We start from the raw sequence: 16,057 nt of genomic DNA, 5'->3' as shown, positions 1-16,057 counted from the left end.
GGTGCCACGCGTGCGAGCGCGCCCGGTGCGGCATGGATCACCCAACGACTTCGATGCTGAGCACGTGGCCCACACGCAGCTGATGACGTCCCACTGCGTTTTGCGCCTACTCCCTGCCGATCGCAGATGGGCAAGGATTCGCTGCCGCCCGCAGTAACGCGCAGCAGGCGCAACACTCAGTGCTCGGCCCCGTTCAACACACGTTGCCAACCATCGCTGCCCAGGCGTTCGAGCGTTTGGATATTGCGTTCGACGATCACGTCCGGGTCAGGGAACGCCGCCACCGCCCGCTCTACGCTGTCTTCGCGCAGCAGATGCAAGGTGGGGAAGGGCGAGCGGTTTGTGAAGTTGGCCACATCGTCCAGCGCGGCACCTGCGAATTGGTAATCCGGATGGAAGCTGGCCACTTGCAACACGCCTTGCAGATCCAGCGCATCCACCGCCGCATCGGCGTTGTCGAGGAAGTCGTTGTAGTCCAGGAAATCGGTGAGCACGTCCGGGTGCACGATCAGCGTGGTGTCGATCTGTTCGGCCGGCGTATCGCGCAGCAGGACCAGTTCTTCGGCCAGTTGTTCCAGCAAGGCTTCCGGCGTGCTGGCATCGCTGAGCACCAGCCGCACCTGATCCTTGACGTACACCGCCTTGGCGAACGGGCACAGGTTCAATCCGATCACCGCGCGTTCGTTCCATTTGCGGGTGGCGGCGATTGGATCGGGCGTGGCAGGCGTCGTAGTCATCGTGGCGGCAGCGGGTTGGCAGGTCAGTGTATGCGATCGACATGCAGCAAGCCCGAAGGCAGGGATGGGTGGCAGCAGCAAGCGCTAGCAGCGCGTGTTCACCAGGACGCAAGCACTGCGGTCCGCGTCTGCGGCGACCGTCGCGCACTGCATGTTGCTCAAGCGTTGCCCGTCTGCGGCGCAGCGCCAAGCTGCTCTTGCAAGAACGCGACGGACGCCTGCGCAACGGCATCTGCCAGCGGCGTCTTGTGCGGCGACCCGATCGCATGCGCACCACTGTAGAAGGCAATCGCTTGCTTGTGTGCAGGCGCAGTGCCCAGCGCCACAAACATGTCCAGCATTGCCTGCACCGAGGCGTTCGCATCTTCGCGACCATCGGTGGCGCGGTCATCGCCCAGCAACACCGGGCAGCGCACCCGTGGCCAGGGTGGGTCGGTGGCAACCACCTGAAATAAGCTGCGCAAGGCGCGAAATCTATCCGGATGGATGGTCTCCGCCCAGAACGCGTGCGCGGCAGGTGTGCGCGGGCGCGGGTCCGTCAGCGGCGCCTGCGCGGCACACACCTGGTCGAGCAATGCCGGGTCGGCAGGCTGGATACCCGGCGACCAGGCGACCACTGCGGCAACCGCGTCCGGGCGCTGCGCGGCCAGCCACAAGCCCAGCCACAAGCCCAGCCACAAGCCCAGCGTTGCGCCCATCGACGAACCAATAATCGCAATCCGCTGGCCCATGCGCTGCGCCTGGGCCAGCGCCTCCAGCGCCGAGGTTTGCAACACCGCCGCAGTGAGCCCCTGCATTGCATCGGGGGTACTGAGTCCGTGCCCGGGCCAGCGATGCACGTCGGCATTGGCGGCCAGCGCATCGGCCATCTGCTCCGGTCGCGCGCCTGCTTCGCTCGTGCTGGTGCTGACGCCGTGCAGGTAGAGCAGCGCCAGCGGCGTGCGGATATCCGCCGCATGCTGCCAGTGGCAGCGCGCGGCATTGCCGGGTTTGAGCTCAGGGGCGTGCATGGCTGGCGTGCTGGGCGAGCAATGCCAGCAACTCGTGCGCGTTGATCGGTTTGGGCAGAGAGCCGGCGACACCGGCCGCGCTGGCCTCGCGCATCGAATCGGTACGCGTGTCGGCGGTCAGCACGATGATCGGCGGCAGTGCCGAGATCGCATCGCGTGCTTCGCGCAGCGCGTCCCAGCCGGACGTGCCGGGCATGTGCAGATCCAGAAACATCAGGTCAGGCGCCGCCTCGCGGATGCGCTGCACCGCATCGGACACCGCCAGTGCGATGTACAGCCCCAGGCCCACGCCGCCTTCGACGCGACTGAAACCTGTACTGAGCTGCGTGAACGGGGGGAAGATATAGGCCTTCTGATCGTCGGGCACGCCGACACCGTCACTGCCTGCAGCAGCTCGCGTTGCTGTGCCGGCATTTGCTCGGTGTCGATCAATTGCGCGCAGTTGATCAGCGCATTCAACGGCGTGCGCAATTGGTGACGCATGGTGCTGATGAAGCGGTTTTGCGCATCGCGCGATGCCAGCGCCTGCAGTGCCACTTCCTGCATCGCACGCACGATGCGCGCCGCCAGCAACGGCAGCACGATGATCAGCGCCACGGCATAGACGAAGTACGCCGGCCGCGACAGCCGGTAGCCTGCCGGCGCCGTCAACAGCATCAGCACGACGGTGGTGAGCAACACCGGAAAGATCGCACGCTGCCCATAGCGCGCCACCGCAGCGATAGCGATGGTGATGCACGGCAAAAATGCGTTCAACGGCATCAGCAGGATGAAGGCCAGGTAGGTCTGGACGCCGATGAACAGCACGTTCATCGCAACGCCCATCGCATCCAGCCATTCGCTGGGCGGAACGATCCGGCGGCGCACCAGCAGCATCCACACCACCGATAGCGCCCACAGACCCACCGCGGTGGGAAAGACGTGGTGTGCGTGCGTGACCAGCATTGGCTGCGGCCCGTACAGCCCGCCCAGGCACCACGCAGTCACGATGGTCTGCACGATCACGCGGCCAACGCAGGCGCGGTATTCCAGGAACGACTCGAAAACCGCACCAGTCTGTCGTTGCGCAACTGCCTGGCGGCCAGGATCAGGCCGGGCCTTGCGCCGTTGGGAGTGCGACGCATGAGGGTCCGCGTTGTCGGAGGGCAAGGTACGGCGGTAATGCTTGACCAGTAGACCAGCCGCCTTCGCCATCGCAGTGAAGCGCTGCGCAAGCGTGTCGCCCAGCGCGTGGCGGCTGGCGGCATCGCGTGATTGGTCGCAGGCGTTCAGCACCTGCTGAACGCCGGTCAGCGAGATGGTGTTCTTCAACGAATGGATCTGTTGCAAGGCTTGCGCCTGAGGCGTGCCGGCATCGCCGAGCGTACAGCTGGCGATGGCATGTTCGATCTCGACCACAAAGGCATCGGCAAATGCGGCTGCCGCCATCGGATCAAGCCCGGCCATGGTGTGCAGCGTCGAGCCCATTTCGATGCGTGGTTATGCGTGGGCGAGGCGGTGGCTCGCACTATCGCCCGATGCGTTCGTCGGCCTGTGGATGCGCAGGCGTTGCGACAGGCTGGCAAGTGGGCCGCGCACGCGCGTCCGCTATGCCAGCGCGGTGACGTGACGGTTGCAACCGCCGCGCATGCGCCCCGCAGGCCGCATGCGCCAACCCGGCGCATCCCGCTGCACTGCACGCATGGACAGCGCCGCACCGATCGTTGCAATCACCCAAGCGCACTCAGTCGCGGAAGTTGTCGAACTGCAGCGGCAGCTCGAAATCGGCCTTTTTCAGCAGCGCGATCGCGTCCTGCAGGTCGTCGCGCTTCTTGCCGGTGATACGCAGCTTGTCGCCGTTGATCTGCGCTTCGACCTTGAGCTTGGCTTCCTTCAACTTGGCCACCAGCTGCTTGGCCTGCTTCTGCTCGATGCCTTGCTTGACGGTCACTTTCTGCCTTGCGCCAGCCAGGTTGGTTTCCATATCGCCGAACTCCAGGCAGCGCACATCGATACCGCGTGCCAGCAACCGCGCGCGCAGGATGTCGGTCATCTGCTTGACCTGAAAATCGCTGGGAGCGGACTGGTTGATCACCTTGCCGTCTTCCAGTTCGAACTTGGCCTGGACTCCCTTGAAGTCGAAACGCGTGTCCAGCTCGCGGTTGGCCTGGTCCACCGCATTGGTCAGTTCGTGCTTGTTTACTTCGGACACGACGTCGAAGGAAGGCATGCAAAGCTCCTGCAATTGAAAAGCAGCCGCCATTCTAGGGCATCGTGCCGGCCCGGCCGTCATCCGGGCATTGGCGGGCGTGGCAGCGCCGTGGCGATAATGCGCGCATGCCCACCACCCGCTCTCCGCTTCCCGCCATCGCCTGGATGGTGGTCGCCGTGGCCTGCTTCTCGCTGATGGATGCGGGAATGAAACTGCTCTCGGCGCATTACCCACCGCTGCAGGTCACCTTGTTGCGCGGTGCCGCCTCGCTGCCGTTCGTGCTGGTGTGGGTGTTCGCCACCGCCGGTCCGCGCGCGATCGTGCCGGTGCGCTGGGGCCTGCATCTGCTGCGCGGGGCGCTGGGCATGGTGATGATCGGCTGCTTCGTCTATGGCTTGAAGCGCATGCCGCTGTCCACCGCGTACACGCTGTACTTCGTTGCGCCGCTGCTGGTGGCCGCGCTGTCGGTGCCGCTGCTGGGCGAGCATGTGGGCCCGCGTCGCTGGGCCGCGATTGGCATTGGCCTGGTCGGGGTGATCGTGGTACTGCGCCCGGGCGTGGACGGGCTGATCTCGCTGCCCGGCCTGATGGTGCTGCTGGCAGCCACGGCCTACGCCGTCGCGGCGATCACCGTGAGCCTGCTGACCCGCACCGACACCCCGCAAGCCATGGTGGTGTGGTTTCTGCTGTTCATGGCGATCGGCGCCGGGCTGCTGGCCATCCCCGGCTGGGTGCCGCTACACGCCGGGCACGCCGGGTTGATCGCCGGCATGGGCCTGGCCGGTGCGCTGGGCCAGGTCGCGCTGACCCAGGCCTTCATGCGCGGCGAGGCTTCGATGATCGCCCCGCTGGAATACACCGCCCTGGTCTGGGTGATCGGCTGGGACTGGCTGTTGTGGCAGACCCTGCCCGACAGCTGGACCTGGACCGGCGCCGGCATCATCGTTGCCAGCGGGCTGTATTTGTTGCGCCGGGAGCCGATACGCAGGGCTGACCGTCCACCGCCGCTGGATAGGCTGTGACGACGAGATTCGAGATTCGGCATTCGGGATTGGCAACAGCGGGGACGCCGTTGTCCTTGCGAATCCCCAATCTCCAATCCCGATGGTAGGCTTCACGCCCCCCAGTCGGCCACGCCCGGTGATCGAGTTTCAGCGCCTGCACAAGTCCTATTCCGTCGACGGTCGTCAGATCGTGGCGCTGCATCCGCTCGATTTGCGGATCGGCCCCGGTGAGGTGTTCGGCATCATCGGCCATTCCGGTGCCGGCAAGTCCACGCTGATCCGGCTGATCAACCGGCTGGAAGAGCCCAGCGGCGGTCGTCTGCTGATCGGCGACGAGGACGTGACCGCGCTGGACAGCCAGGGCCTGCGTGCCTTGCGTCGCCGCATCGGCATGATTTTCCAGCACTTCAACCTGCTGTCCGCGCGGACCGTGGCCGGCAATGTCGCCTTCCCGCTTGAACTGGTCGGCACGCCGCGTGCCGAGATCGATGCGCGCGTGGCCGAGCTGCTGGCCCGGGTCGGGCTGCAGGAGCAGGCCAACCAGTATCCGGCGCAGCTATCGGGCGGACAGAAGCAGCGCGTGGGCATTGCGCGCGCGCTGGCCACCGGGCCGCAGATCCTGCTGTGCGACGAGGCCACCAGCGCGCTGGACCCGCAGACCACCGCCTCGGTGCTGCAGCTGCTGGCGCAGATCAATCGCGAGCTCGGTCTGACCATCGTGCTGATCACCCATGAGATGGACGTGATCCGTCGCGTCTGCGACCGCGTGGCGGTGCTGGACGCCGGTAAGCTGGTGGAAACCGGCCCGGTGACCGAGGTGTTCCTGCATCTCAAACACGTCACCACCCGGCGCTTCGTGTCCGAAGCCGAGCATCTGGACGAAGCCGAACTGCATCGCGATTTCGCCGCCGTTGGCGGGCGCATCGTGCGGCTGACCTTCCTGGGCAACGGCACCTACGAACCTGTTTTGGGCCGCATCGCCCGCGACACCGGGGTGGACTACAACATCCTGTCCGGGCGGGTGGATCGCATCAAGGACACGCCCTACGGCCAGCTCATCGTCGCCCTGACCGGTGGCGACCAGACCGCTGCGCGCGCCGGCTTCGTCGCTGCCGGTGTGCAGGTGGAGGATCTGCGCGTATGAACCCGATCGTTGCCGCCGCTGGCGGTTTCTTCCGCAATCTCGATGCCGCCAAGTGGGGCGATATCGGCCAGGCCACCCTGGATACCCTGTTGATGCTCGCCGGCGCGCTGCCGCTGACCTTGCTGATCGGCCTGCCGCTGGGCGTCGCGCTGTTCCTGTGCGGTGCGCCGCAGCTGCGCCGCCGCCCGCTGCTGTACGGGGCGCTTGCGGCGTTGATCAACCTGCTGCGCTCGGTGCCCTTCATCATTCTGATGATCGCCATGATTCCGCTCACGCTGATGCTGATGGGCACCTCGCTCGGCGTGCGCGGCGCAATCCTGCCGCTGGTGGTCGGCGCCGCACCGTTCTATGCGCGCCTGGTGGAAACCGCGCTGCGCGAGGTCGATCGCGGGATCATCGAAGCCAGCCAGGCGATGGGCGCCAGCACCCGCCAGCTGGTGCTGCGCGTGCTGTTGCCCGAAGCGCGCCCCGGCCTGATCGCCGGCGCCACCGTGACCACCATCGCGCTGATCGGCTTCACCGCGATGGGCGGTGCGATCGGCTCCGGCGGCCTGGGCGATGTGGCCTACCGCGAAGGCTATCTGCGCTCGCATTCGGACGTGGCGCTGATCACCGTGATCGCCTTGCTGGTGCTGGTGCAGGTGCTGCAGATGCTGGGAGACCGCCTGGTGGCGTACTACAGCCGGCGGTGAGCGGCGCTGCGTTCGGGGCATCGCTGCCACACGCGGCGTCTGGTAGGTTGAGGGCCTGCGGCACGCCCGCGTTCCTCCTCACACGGATCCCTACATGAGCACATTCGCGTTTCGTTCCCTCCTGGCCGCAGCCACGCTGGCATTGGCGTCCTGTGGCGGAGGTGGCAGCAGCGGCGGCGACACCCTGACCGTTGCCGCCACGGCAGTGCCGCATGCCGAAATCCTGGAAGTGGTCGAACCGCTGCTGGCCAAGCAGGGGGTCAAGCTCGATGTGCGCGTGTTCAACGACTACGTGCAGCCGAACGATCAGGTCGTGCAGAAGCAGATCGACGTCAATTACTTCCAGACCGAACCCTATCTGGACGCGTACAACCGCGACCGCAAAAGCCAGCTGGTAACCGTGGTCGGCGTGCATATCGAACCGTTCGGTGCGTATTCGCGTCACTTCAAGGCACTGGCCGATCTCCCCAACGGCGCCGATGTGGTGATCCCCAACGACCCGAGCAACAACAGCCGCGCGCTGATCCTGCTCGACAAGGCCGGGGTGATCAAACTCAAGGACCCGGGCAACGCGCTGTCCAGCCAACGCGATATCGTCGAAAACCCCAAGCAGCTCAAATTCCGCGAGCTCGATTCGGCCATGCTGCCGCGCGTACTGGACCAGGTGGATCTGGCGTTGATCAATACCAATTACGCACTCGACGCCGGGCTCAACCCCACCCGCGATGCGCTGGCGATCGAAAGCAAGGACTCGCCGTACGTCAACTTCCTGGTGGCGCGCGCCGACAACAAGGACGACCCGCGCGTGCAGAAACTGGCCAAAGCGCTGACCAGCCCGGAAGTGAAGGCCTTTATCGAGCGCAAGTACAAAGGCGCGGTGCTGCCGGCGTTTTGAGAGCGAGGACTGAAACGGCTGCGCTCTGTGTGAGCGGAGCGCGGTCGGCGCCTTTGCGGCATGAACCACTTGTCCACTTCGGTTTCTGCGCATTGGCCATGTCCGTCTGACGGTTGCCCGCTACGTGATTGTTTCGCTCTTGCTTAACGGCGCTCCGAGCAACGCGCTGCGTCAACGTTGGCGATGATTTCTGTGTTGTCGTCGCTGATTTTCCTGCGGATGCGCGTAATCCTTTACAGCGCGCACCAGCCTGCCGCGACCACTGTCGGGTGCGCGCGGTTGCGGTGCCGGAGTTCGGCACTTATCAGCGTCGAACACGTGCCGCTGCACGCCTGCGTAGTAGCGTGATCGGCCATCTGTTTCCGGCAGTCTCCCGATGCCTTTGCTGCTTGCCATTCCGCTGGCCGTGATCATTGCCCTGGCGGTGTTCGTGGTGCTGTTCCCGTTGTCGCTGCTGCAGCGCTTTCGCATGGGCACTGCACCTCGTCAGGCGCGTGGCTGGCTACTGATGATCAATCTGGTGTCGGCTGGCATGTCCAGCGTGCTGTTTTTGATCTTCAGCCTGGTCGCGGCGGCGTTCTGGCCCGGTGCGATCAGCCACGCCGCATTCGGCTGGGCCTGCGGGTTGGCGCTCGGGGTGTTGGCGCTGCGCCTGACCCGCTTCGAGCGCACCACGCAAGGCCTGTTTTACCGGCCGAACCTGTGGTTGATGCTGGCCTTGACCGCGTTGGTCGTGGTGCGGGTGATCGCCGGGATGGTGCATGGCTGGCGCAGCGCCTGGCAGGGCGCAGCCTGGCCGACCGAGGGATGGCTCAGTCATGCCAGTCTGCTCAGCGCTGCCGGCGTCCTGCTCGGTGATGCGCTCGCCTACGCCACCTTGCTGTGGTGGCGCTGGCGCAGCGCACGTCTGCGCGGCAGCGTTTATTGGCGCTGAGTGCGTGTGCAGCTTGCGGCAGGCGATGGTGTTGGACTGACACACAAGATGCGTCTCGCCGCTTGCGCGTGCATGCAGCAAAGAATGGTGATTGGAGCGAAGCGATAGGTCGGATGTCTGGAAGATGCAACGCTTCCCGCAATCGCGTATGGACAGCTGATCACCAGGTCATCGCTTCGTTGCGTGGTTATGCGATCTTGAAGTCGCACACGTCGCGTACAAGAAAAAACGGGCCGTGCGGCCCGTTTTTTCTTCAACTGAACACCCGTCTGGCTGGTGCGTGCTTAGAAGCGCGCGCCGATGCCGAAGCCAACGGTCCACGGATCCAGTTTCAGCTCGCTGCCGGTGCCCTGGCCAGCCACGCGCAGTTCCGGACGCGAACGCATGTAGCGGGCGTCGGCACGTGCGAACCAGGTGGAGTTGATGTTCATGTCCACACCAGCGGTGCCGATGACGCCCTTGGCGGTGCTCAGACCCACGTGATCGCCGCTGGTCGACGCCGCATCGATCTTCTCGTTGCTGAAGTTCGACTCGTAGTAGCCCACGCCCACGAACGGACGGAACACGTTGTCGGCTTCGCCGAAGTGGTACTGACCGCTGATGGCGATCGGCTGCTGATCGACGGTACCGACCTTGCCCACGCCATCGGCGTTGACGCGGTGGTTGATCTTGTCGGCTGCGCCCCACAATTCAACGGCCCAGTTGTCGTTGACGTAGTAGCTGGCGCTCAGCGTCGGTGCCGGGCCGCCATCGACGTCCAGGCCCGGAGCCGGGTTGTTCTTGGGGTTCAGCAGCGCCACGCCGCCGACCACGGCCCAATGCTTCCCCGAAGCAGTGTCGCCGTTGCTGGACATCGTGCTGGAAGAAGTCGAGGAGGCGTCGCCGGTATAGGTGGTGTCCTGCGCGAACGCGGACGGTGCAATCGCAAGTGCAGATACAGCAGCCAGGCTCAGGATGGAAATGGAACGCATGAGGGTCTCCTCAGTTTTGTTGTTAGGCCCGTGGAGTGGGCCGAGCCAAAACTAGTCCTGAAAATATGAATCCACGCCGACCTGTATCCCGCTAAGATTTCGTTCGTTCAGGAAGTCCCTCAAGAAGACCGTCGTTACGTCATGCAGCCTGAAAAAGATATTCACGCAGATGCGATTGCCGTGACGAAAAAACGCGTCAACCAAGGGCTGCCAGCGCACATTCGCAGCGATTGCAGGGTGTTGCTGCTCGGCTCGATGCCCGGTGTCGCATCGTTGGAAGCAGCGCGTTACTACGCACACCCACGCAATCGCTTTTGGCCCTTGATGCATGCCCTTTTGGGCCTTGATGCAGCGGCAAGCTATGCATCGCGCTTGCAAGCATTGCTCGACCATCGTGTGGGTGTGTGGGATGTCATCGGCCAATGCGAGCGGCGCGGCAGTCTGGATACGTCCATCGTGGCGGCGAGCATCGTGGTCAATCCGCTGCCCGCGCTGTTGGTCACGCTGCCGCAGCTGCGCTTGGTGGCTTGCAATGGCGCTGCGGCAGCGCAGGCGTGGCGCCGGCATGTGCAGCCGCTGCTGTCGGCGAAGCTGCGCGCGCTGCCAGTCGTCGCTTTGCCGTCCACCAGCCCGGCCAATGCCGCCTGGTCGCTGCCGCGGCTGGCGACAGCCTGGCAACCGGTGTGCGATGCGGTGCGCTAGCTCATGGTGAGATGACGTACGGTCATTGTGGAATGCGAGCGCCGTGCATTGGACGACGCGACTGCAGCACCACCTGGCTCTGATTGCGGATGCACACCGCTGGCACAGCTGCAGACGCGCGCGCTGCGTGCATCGGGGCCGCAGGCCGGACGTCATGCCAGCGCACAACGCAAGTGGCGATATGACGATCAAGCCCGCAATCACGATGGCAGCCCGCGTGCTGCTAGGCCTGCTGGGCGCCGTAAGCGCAGCCAGTGCAGACGACACGCACTGCGAGGTCAGCAGCGATGACGACCTCACGCTCAACCCGCGCAGCCTGATCCTGATCCGTGAATCAGGCACGCCGCAACGCTTGGTCATGCGCCAGGGCGTCTTGTGCGTCGACGACCGCTGGGTGGAACCGAAAGCCGACGATCGCACCCGCCTGATTCAGTTCGAGCGCCAGATCCGGGATGGCGTGCCGCTGGCGCAGGCAGTGGGTCGCGCAGCGGCCGATATCGCAATCACTGCACTGGGCGAAGTGGCCGCTGGCTTCAGTCGCAACCCGGAGGCCACGCGTGCGCAGCTGGCAAACGTGCGCGAGAAGATCGACATACGCTTGAAGCAGAGTTTCAGCAAAAGCCAGCTGACCCTGGTCGAGATCGACGACGCCATCGGCGCGCTGGTGGCCGAGTTGCTGCCGCAGCTGATCGGCGATGTGGTGGCCGGTGCGGTGCAGTCCGCAATCACCGGGAACGACGTGCAGCTGCGTTCGCTCGATGGCCTGGAAGCGCGCATCGAGCGCCTGGTCGAACCGCAAGCGCGTGCATTGCGGCCGCGCGCGCAGCAGTGGTGCCGGCGCCTGGAAGCACTCGATGGGTTGGACAATGCGCTGGCGTATCGTTTGCCGTCGGGCGAGCCACTGCAACTGTTGCGGGTCGATCGACGCACGGTGAAATGATCGGTGCACGCACGCATGCGGGCACTGCATCCCGCCGGCCGAGCGATTTTTGCACGGCAATGGTTGGCGCTGCGGCCCGCAGCCGGCCACAATAGGGGTTTCCCCATTCTGTTGCCGGAGTTCCCCCGTATGGCCGAAATCAAGGAAGCACTTGTCCCCGATATCGGTGACTACAGCGACGTCCCGGTAATCGAGGTGCTGGTGTCCGTCGGCGATACGGTCAGCAAGGACCAGAGCCTGGTCACGCTGGAATCGGACAAGGCCACCATGGAAGTGCCGTCGTCGGTGTCCGGCGTGGTCAAGGAGATCAAGGTGAAGCTGGGTGATTCGCTCTCGCAGGGCGCGCTGGTGGCATTGATCGAAGTGGCCGATGCCGGCGTCGATGCCGGCGCTGCTGCTGCAGCCAAGCCCGCAGCTGCTGCTGCTGCGCCCGCCGCGCCGGCCAAGGCCGCTCCTGCGTCTGCCCCGGCACCCGCGGCCAAGGCCGAAGCCGCTGCGCCTGCTGCCTCCTCGAACGGCGGCCTGACCGAAGCGCGCGTGCCCGATATCGGCGATTACACCGACATCCCGGTGATCGAAGTGCTGGTCGCTGTCGGCGATACCGTCGCCAAGGACCAGAGCCTGGTCACCCTGGAATCGGACAAGGCCACGATGGAAGTGCCGTCCTCGGCGGCCGGCGTGGTCAAGGAGCTCAAGGTCAAGGTCGGCGACCTGCTCTCGCAGGGCAGTGTGGTGGCAATCATTGCAGCCAGCGATGGCGGTGCGGGGGCGGCGCAGTCGTCCGTCAAGCCCACCACCGACACCGCCGAGACGGCGGGCAAGGTCGAGCCGGTCGCCGTGCCGGCCGAGCCGGACAAGCTGGCCCAGCGCGAAATTGCGCAGGTGCAGGGCGCCCGTTCCGGCGCAGCTGCGCAGTCCGCGCAGGTCAGCCAGCCGTCGGCCGGCAACCCGAGCAGCCCGCCGGTGACCTTCGATGCCGACAGCGTGCTGCCGTCCAAGGTGCCGTACGCCAGCCCGGTGGTGCGCGTGTTCGCACGCGAACTGGGCGTAGACCTGAACCAGCTCAAGGGCAGTGAAAAGGGCGGCCGCATCACCCGCGAAGACGTGCAGCGCTTTGTGAAGGCGGCACTCAGCGGCGGCGCACCTGCCGCCGCCGGCGCTGTGCCGGCCGGTGGCGCCAACGGCCTGAACCTGCTGGCCTGGCCGAAGGTGGACTTCAGCAAGTTCGGCGAGACCGAAACCCAGCCGCTGTCGCGCATCAAGAAGATTTCCGGAGCCAACCTGGCGCGCAACTGGGCCATGATTCCGCACGTCACCCAGTTCGAGTCGGCCGACATCACCGACCTGGAAGCCCTGCGCGTGGCCCTCAACAAGGAAAACGAGAAGGCGGGCATCAAGCTCACCATGCTCGCCTTCCTGGTCAAGGCCAGCGCCGCGGCGTTGAAGACGTTCCCCGAGTTCAACGCCTCGCTGGATGCGGCCGGCGAAAACCTCACGCTGAAGAAGTACATCAACATCGGCTTCGCGGCCGATACACCGAATGGCCTGGTGGTGCCGGTGATCCGCGACGTCGACAAGAAGGGCGTGCTGCAGATCGCGCAGGAAAGCGGCGAACTGGCCAAGAAGGCGCGCGACGGCAAGCTGGGTCCGGCCGACATGAGCGGCGGCTGCTTCTCGATCAGCTCGCTCGGCGGCATCGGCGGTACCGCGTTCACGCCGATCATCAATGCGCCGGAAGTGGCGATCCTGGGCGTGTCCAAGTCGGCGATGCAGCCGGTCTGGAACGGCAAGGAGTTCGTGCCCAAGCTGATGCTGCCGTTGTCGCTGAGCTACGACCACCGGGTCATCGACGGCGCGCTGGCGGCCCGTTTCACCACCTACCTCAGCCAGGTGCTGGCCGACATGCGTCGCGTCCTGCTGTGAGGGCTGCGCTGCTGACCATCGCCGTGCTCGGTGTACTGCCGTGGACAACGGCAGTTGCACGCGAATGCGGGAGCACGCTCGGGCGCGGCTGGCCGCCGGCCGTGGGCAACGACGGCACTGCCGTCACCACGCTGCTGGATGGCAGCACCCAGCCGGCCTTGGCGTTGCTGACGCTGCCCACACGTGGCGTGGAGAGCGCGGTGTCGCTGGTGCCGGGCAAGGACGGTGCCGACCGGACCCTGCGGCATAGCCGCGCCGATGAGCGCGTCTACAACTGGGTCAGCCAGACCGACCGCGGCAGCGTGCAGTTCCGCACAGAGCAGCCCCCGGAAACGGTCGAGATCCCGATTCTGGCGGCTCTGGCGAAGCGCCTGGTCAGCAACTGGACCAACACGCTGACCCAGCTCGCACCGATCGGACGCACTGCGCCGGTGAGCGAGGGCGAAGTGCTCTCATTCCAGGTCGATGGCGTGCGCTACAGCGGCGCGCGGCCGAGCTGCGGCGGCGGCGCGTTGCTGCTGCAACAGGCCGCGCTGCTGATCGAAGCCAGCGAAGGCAATGAAAAGAAGCGCGACAAGCGCTGGACCCAAATCGAATCGTCGCTGGATGAACTCCAGCAGACGCTTGCCGGCACGGCCGGTTGAGCTACAGGAGAAGCAAATGGCGGTCATTGAAATCAAGGTTCCCGACATCGGCGATTACAGCGATGTCCCCGTCATCGAAGTGCTGGTCGCCGTTGGCGACAGCGTGGCCAAGGACCAGGGCCTGGTAACGCTGGAATCGGACAAGGCCACGCTGGAAGTGCCGTCCTCGGCCGCGGGTGTTGTCAAGGAACTCAAGGTCAAGGTCGGCGACATCTTGTCCGAAGGCGCGCTCGTGCTGCTGCTCGAAACCGAAGGCGAGGCTGCCGCGCCGGCCAAGGCCGAGACCAAGGCCGCACCGGCCGCTGTCGCGCCTGCTGCCGCGCCGGGCAGCAAGCCGCCGGTGACGCCGTCGCATCGCGCCCCGGCCGAACCGGCGCCGTCCAAGCCCGCACTGGCCAGCGACAAGCCGGCCGATATCGCATGCAAGATGGTGGTGCTCGGCGCCGGCCCCGGTGGCTACACGGCCGCATTCCGCGCCGCCGATCTGGGCCTGGACACGGTGCTGATCGAGCGCTACGCCAGCCTCGGCGGCGTCTGCCTCAACGTTGGCTGCATCCCGTCCAAGGCGCTGCTGCATGCCGCCGCGGTGATCGATGAAGTGGCCCATGCCGGCGACTTCGGCGTGGACTTCGGTCAGCCCAAGATCACCCTGGGCACGCTGCGCGAGTACAAGGAAAAAGTGGTCGGCAAGCTCACCGGCGGCCTGGCCAGCATGGCCAAGCAGCGCAAGGTACGTACCGTCACCGGCGTGGCAACGTTCGTTTCGCCCAATGAGCTGGAAATCGTCGGCGACGACGGCAAGACCCAGCTGCTGCGCTTCGAGCACTGCATCATCGCGGCCGGCTCGCAGGCGGTGAAGCTGCCCAACTTCCCATGGGACGACAAGCGCGTGATGGACTCCACCGACGCGCTGGAGCTGCACGACATTCCCAAGACCCTGCTGGTGGTCGGCGGCGGCATCATCGGTCTGGAAATGGCCACGGTGTACAGCGCGCTCGGCAGCAAGGTCACCGTGGTCGAATTCATGGACCAGCTGATGCCGGGCGCCGACAAGGACCTGGTCAAGCCGCTGGCCGACCGCCTGAAGAAGCAGGGCGTCGACGTCCATCTCAAGACCAAGGCCACCGACGTCACCGCCGGTAAAAAGGGCATCACCGTGTCCTTCGAAGCGGCCGTGGAGGGCGACAAACCCGGCCTGCAGGCCACTGCGTACGACCGCGTGCTGGTCGCCGTGGGCCGCTCGCCCAACGGCAAGAAGATCGGTGCCGACAAGGCCGGCGTCACGGTCACCGAGCGTGGCTTCATTCCGGTCGACCGGCAGATGCGCACCAACGTGCCGCACATCTTCGCCATCGGCGACATCGTCGGTAACCCGATGCTGGCGCACAAGGCCACGCACGAAGGCAAGCTGGCCGCCGAAGTGGCTGCCGGCGAGAAGAAGGAATGGGTGGCGCGGGTGATCCCGTCGGTGGCGTACACCAACCCGGAAATCGCCTGGGTCGGCGTGACCGAGACCGAAGCCAAGGCCAAGGGCCTGAAGGTCGGCGTGGCCAAGTTCCCGTGGGCTGCCAGTGGCCGCGCGATCGGTATCGGCCGCACCGAGGGCTTCACCAAGCTGATTTTCGACGAAGAAACCCATCGCGTGATCGGTGGCGCCATCGTCGGTGTGCATGCCGGCGATCTGCTGGCTGAAATTGGTCTGGCGATCGAAATGGGTGCCGAGGCCGAAGACATCGGCCACACCATCCATGCGCATCCGACCCTGAGCGAATCGGTCGGCATGGCTGCCGAGGTGTACGACGGCACCATCACCGACCTGTACATCCCCAAGAAAAAGTGACGCCGCTCTGCACGACCGTGCCGCCACGTATGGCACGGTCGCCGCGGTGCTGACTCGACGCATGGAGGTCGCCGTGTGGTGGGGGGGCAATCTGTGTCCCGAACTGCAGGCGTTGCTGCAGCGCGAACTGGCCATCGGCAACCGTATTGCCGAGCCGACGCGGCGGAGCGACGGGACACATGCGGGCTCGGTGGCCGTCTCGCTGAAGCGCGACTTGCGCAGCGACGTGGCGTCGCTGCCGGCGACGGTGCCGCATGCGATCTGCACCGATCCGCACCACGGGTGGCACGACGAGTGCGACTGCATCACGCACCAGCATCTGTTGGTAGCGGGTGCGACCAAGCCGCCCTGAGCGTGTGTCCGCCGCAGCCATGTGGCCGCTGCCGCGTCGGTGACTTGCCACGCATCGGTTAAACGACAGAACCCCGCA

Annotated in this window: 15 protein-coding genes and 2 pseudogenes; 11 read left to right on the top strand and 6 right to left on the bottom strand. The window is 65.6% G+C overall.

The window, feature by feature from the left end; genetic code table 11:
• Nucleotides 1–176: 176 nt before the first annotated feature.
• The 5 genes and pseudogenes from WJW29_RS12570 to WJW29_RS12550 all read right to left on the bottom strand — a co-directional run bounded on the left by WJW29_RS12570 (nucleotide 177) and on the right by WJW29_RS12550 (nucleotide 3,956).
• The gene (locus WJW29_RS12570; protein WP_041181961.1) at nucleotides 177–737 is read right to left on the bottom strand and encodes a DUF1415 domain-containing protein; all 561 of its coding nucleotides are present in this window, start codon (nucleotides 735–737) and stop codon (nucleotides 177–179) included.
• Nucleotides 738–895: 158 nt separating this feature from the next.
• Nucleotides 896–1,747: a lysophospholipase gene (locus WJW29_RS12565; protein WP_075250901.1), complete on the bottom strand. Its 852-nt coding sequence runs from the start codon at nucleotides 1,745–1,747 to the stop codon at nucleotides 896–898.
• Nucleotides 1,734–2,871, bottom strand: a pseudogene (locus tag WJW29_RS12560) (response regulator). The gene WJW29_RS12565 and the pseudogene WJW29_RS12560 overlap by 14 nt, the downstream one beginning before the upstream one ends.
• A pseudogene (locus WJW29_RS12555) lies at nucleotides 2,867–3,325 on the bottom strand (hypothetical protein); the annotation flags it as partial. The pseudogenes WJW29_RS12560 and WJW29_RS12555, both read right to left, overlap by 5 nt.
• Nucleotides 3,326–3,470: 145 nt before the next feature.
• Entirely contained in the window at nucleotides 3,471–3,956 is a 486-nt protein-coding gene (locus WJW29_RS12550; RefSeq protein WP_011257604.1) for a YajQ family cyclic di-GMP-binding protein, read from the bottom strand.
• A 107-nt stretch (nucleotides 3,957–4,063) separates the two neighbouring features.
• Here WJW29_RS12550 and WJW29_RS12545 point away from each other — a divergent pair, with 107 nt between their 5' ends.
• From WJW29_RS12545 to WJW29_RS12525, 5 genes are all read left to right on the top strand, one after another.
• Nucleotides 4,064–4,960, top strand: a complete 897-nt coding sequence (locus tag WJW29_RS12545; RefSeq protein WP_011257605.1) for a DMT family transporter — start codon at nucleotides 4,064–4,066, stop codon at nucleotides 4,958–4,960.
• Between the two features lie 118 nt (nucleotides 4,961–5,078).
• The gene (locus WJW29_RS12540) at nucleotides 5,079–6,086 is read left to right on the top strand and encodes a methionine ABC transporter ATP-binding protein (protein WP_113084373.1); all 1,008 of its coding nucleotides are present in this window, start codon (nucleotides 5,079–5,081) and stop codon (nucleotides 6,084–6,086) included.
• Complete coding sequence (locus tag WJW29_RS12535; RefSeq protein ID WP_011257607.1) at nucleotides 6,083–6,778, top strand: methionine ABC transporter permease; 696 nt, start codon at nucleotides 6,083–6,085, stop codon at nucleotides 6,776–6,778. Before WJW29_RS12540 ends, WJW29_RS12535 begins: the two co-directional genes overlap by 4 nt.
• 94 nt (nucleotides 6,779–6,872) lie before the next feature.
• Nucleotides 6,873–7,673, top strand: a complete 801-nt coding sequence (locus WJW29_RS12530) for a MetQ/NlpA family ABC transporter substrate-binding protein (protein ID WP_011257608.1) — start codon at nucleotides 6,873–6,875, stop codon at nucleotides 7,671–7,673.
• Nucleotides 7,674–8,049: 376 nt separating this feature from the next.
• Nucleotides 8,050–8,607, top strand: a complete 558-nt coding sequence (locus tag WJW29_RS12525; RefSeq protein WP_011257609.1) for a CcdC protein domain-containing protein — start codon at nucleotides 8,050–8,052, stop codon at nucleotides 8,605–8,607.
• Nucleotides 8,608–8,891: 284 nt separating this feature from the next.
• Here WJW29_RS12525 and WJW29_RS12520 read toward each other — a convergent pair whose 3' ends face one another.
• Nucleotides 8,892–9,578 carry an OmpW family outer membrane protein gene (locus WJW29_RS12520; RefSeq protein WP_011257610.1) on the bottom strand — a complete coding sequence of 229 codons (687 nt, stop codon included), beginning with the start codon at nucleotides 9,576–9,578 and terminating at the stop codon, nucleotides 8,892–8,894.
• A gap of 141 nt (nucleotides 9,579–9,719) precedes the next feature.
• On the opposite strand from WJW29_RS12520, the gene WJW29_RS12515 reads away from it, so the two are divergent.
• The 6 genes from WJW29_RS12515 (at nucleotide 9,720) to WJW29_RS12490 (ending at nucleotide 15,979) form a co-directional block, all read left to right on the top strand.
• Nucleotides 9,720–10,280, top strand: a complete 561-nt coding sequence (locus WJW29_RS12515) for a DNA-deoxyinosine glycosylase (RefSeq protein ID WP_011257611.1) — start codon at nucleotides 9,720–9,722, stop codon at nucleotides 10,278–10,280.
• A 181-nt stretch (nucleotides 10,281–10,461) separates the two neighbouring features.
• Complete coding sequence (locus WJW29_RS12510; protein WP_011257612.1) at nucleotides 10,462–11,220, top strand: DUF2884 family protein; 759 nt, start codon at nucleotides 10,462–10,464, stop codon at nucleotides 11,218–11,220.
• Between the two features lie 129 nt (nucleotides 11,221–11,349).
• A complete protein-coding gene (locus WJW29_RS12505) occupies nucleotides 11,350–13,143 on the top strand; it encodes a dihydrolipoyllysine-residue acetyltransferase (protein WP_011257613.1) in 1,794 nt (597 codons plus the stop codon).
• Nucleotides 13,140–13,787 carry a hypothetical protein gene (locus WJW29_RS12500; RefSeq protein ID WP_011257614.1) on the top strand — a complete coding sequence of 216 codons (648 nt, stop codon included), beginning with the start codon at nucleotides 13,140–13,142 and terminating at the stop codon, nucleotides 13,785–13,787. The genes WJW29_RS12505 and WJW29_RS12500 overlap by 4 nt, the downstream gene beginning before the upstream one ends.
• 16 nt (nucleotides 13,788–13,803) lie before the next feature.
• Entirely contained in the window at nucleotides 13,804–15,627 is a 1,824-nt protein-coding gene (gene lpdA, locus WJW29_RS12495) for a dihydrolipoyl dehydrogenase (RefSeq protein ID WP_011257615.1), read from the top strand.
• A gap of 61 nt (nucleotides 15,628–15,688) precedes the next feature.
• On the top strand, nucleotides 15,689–15,979 hold the full coding sequence (locus tag WJW29_RS12490) for a hypothetical protein (RefSeq protein WP_011257616.1): 291 nt from the start codon (nucleotides 15,689–15,691) through the stop codon (nucleotides 15,977–15,979).
• Nucleotides 15,980–16,057 lie beyond the last annotated feature (78 nt).

It is taken from the genome of Xanthomonas sp. JL1, from assembly GCF_038405005.1.
The sequence above is the reverse complement of the archived record's forward strand: the minus strand, read 5'-3'. Positions and strand labels throughout refer to the sequence as shown.

What these genes read in the sequence shown, in the direction of transcription:
- WJW29_RS12530 (WP_011257608.1), top strand. Translation starts at nt 6,873, where the DNA reads ATGAGCACATTCGCGTTTCGTTCCCTCCTGGCCGCAGCCACGCTGGCA.
- WJW29_RS12535 (WP_011257607.1), top strand. Translation starts at nt 6,083, where the DNA reads ATGAACCCGATCGTTGCCGCCGCTGGCGGTTTCTTCCGCAATCTCGAT.
- WJW29_RS12515 (WP_011257611.1), top strand. Translation starts at nt 9,720, where the DNA reads ATGCAGCCTGAAAAAGATATTCACGCAGATGCGATTGCCGTGACGAAA.
- WJW29_RS12520 (WP_011257610.1), bottom strand. Translation starts at nt 9,578, where the DNA reads ATGCGTTCCATTTCCATCCTGAGCCTGGCTGCTGTATCTGCACTTGCG.
- WJW29_RS12490 (WP_011257616.1), top strand. Translation starts at nt 15,689, where the DNA reads ATGGAGGTCGCCGTGTGGTGGGGGGGCAATCTGTGTCCCGAACTGCAG.
- WJW29_RS12545 (WP_011257605.1), top strand. Translation starts at nt 4,064, where the DNA reads ATGCCCACCACCCGCTCTCCGCTTCCCGCCATCGCCTGGATGGTGGTC.
- WJW29_RS12570 (WP_041181961.1), bottom strand. Translation starts at nt 737, where the DNA reads ATGACTACGACGCCTGCCACGCCCGATCCAATCGCCGCCACCCGCAAA.
- WJW29_RS12565 (WP_075250901.1), bottom strand. Translation starts at nt 1,747, where the DNA reads ATGCACGCCCCTGAGCTCAAACCCGGCAATGCCGCGCGCTGCCACTGG.
- WJW29_RS12550 (WP_011257604.1), bottom strand. Translation starts at nt 3,956, where the DNA reads ATGCCTTCCTTCGACGTCGTGTCCGAAGTAAACAAGCACGAACTGACC.
- WJW29_RS12510 (WP_011257612.1), top strand. Translation starts at nt 10,462, where the DNA reads ATGACGATCAAGCCCGCAATCACGATGGCAGCCCGCGTGCTGCTAGGC.
- WJW29_RS12505 (WP_011257613.1), top strand. Translation starts at nt 11,350, where the DNA reads ATGGCCGAAATCAAGGAAGCACTTGTCCCCGATATCGGTGACTACAGC.
- lpdA (WP_011257615.1), top strand. Translation starts at nt 13,804, where the DNA reads ATGGCGGTCATTGAAATCAAGGTTCCCGACATCGGCGATTACAGCGAT.
- WJW29_RS12525 (WP_011257609.1), top strand. Translation starts at nt 8,050, where the DNA reads ATGCCTTTGCTGCTTGCCATTCCGCTGGCCGTGATCATTGCCCTGGCG.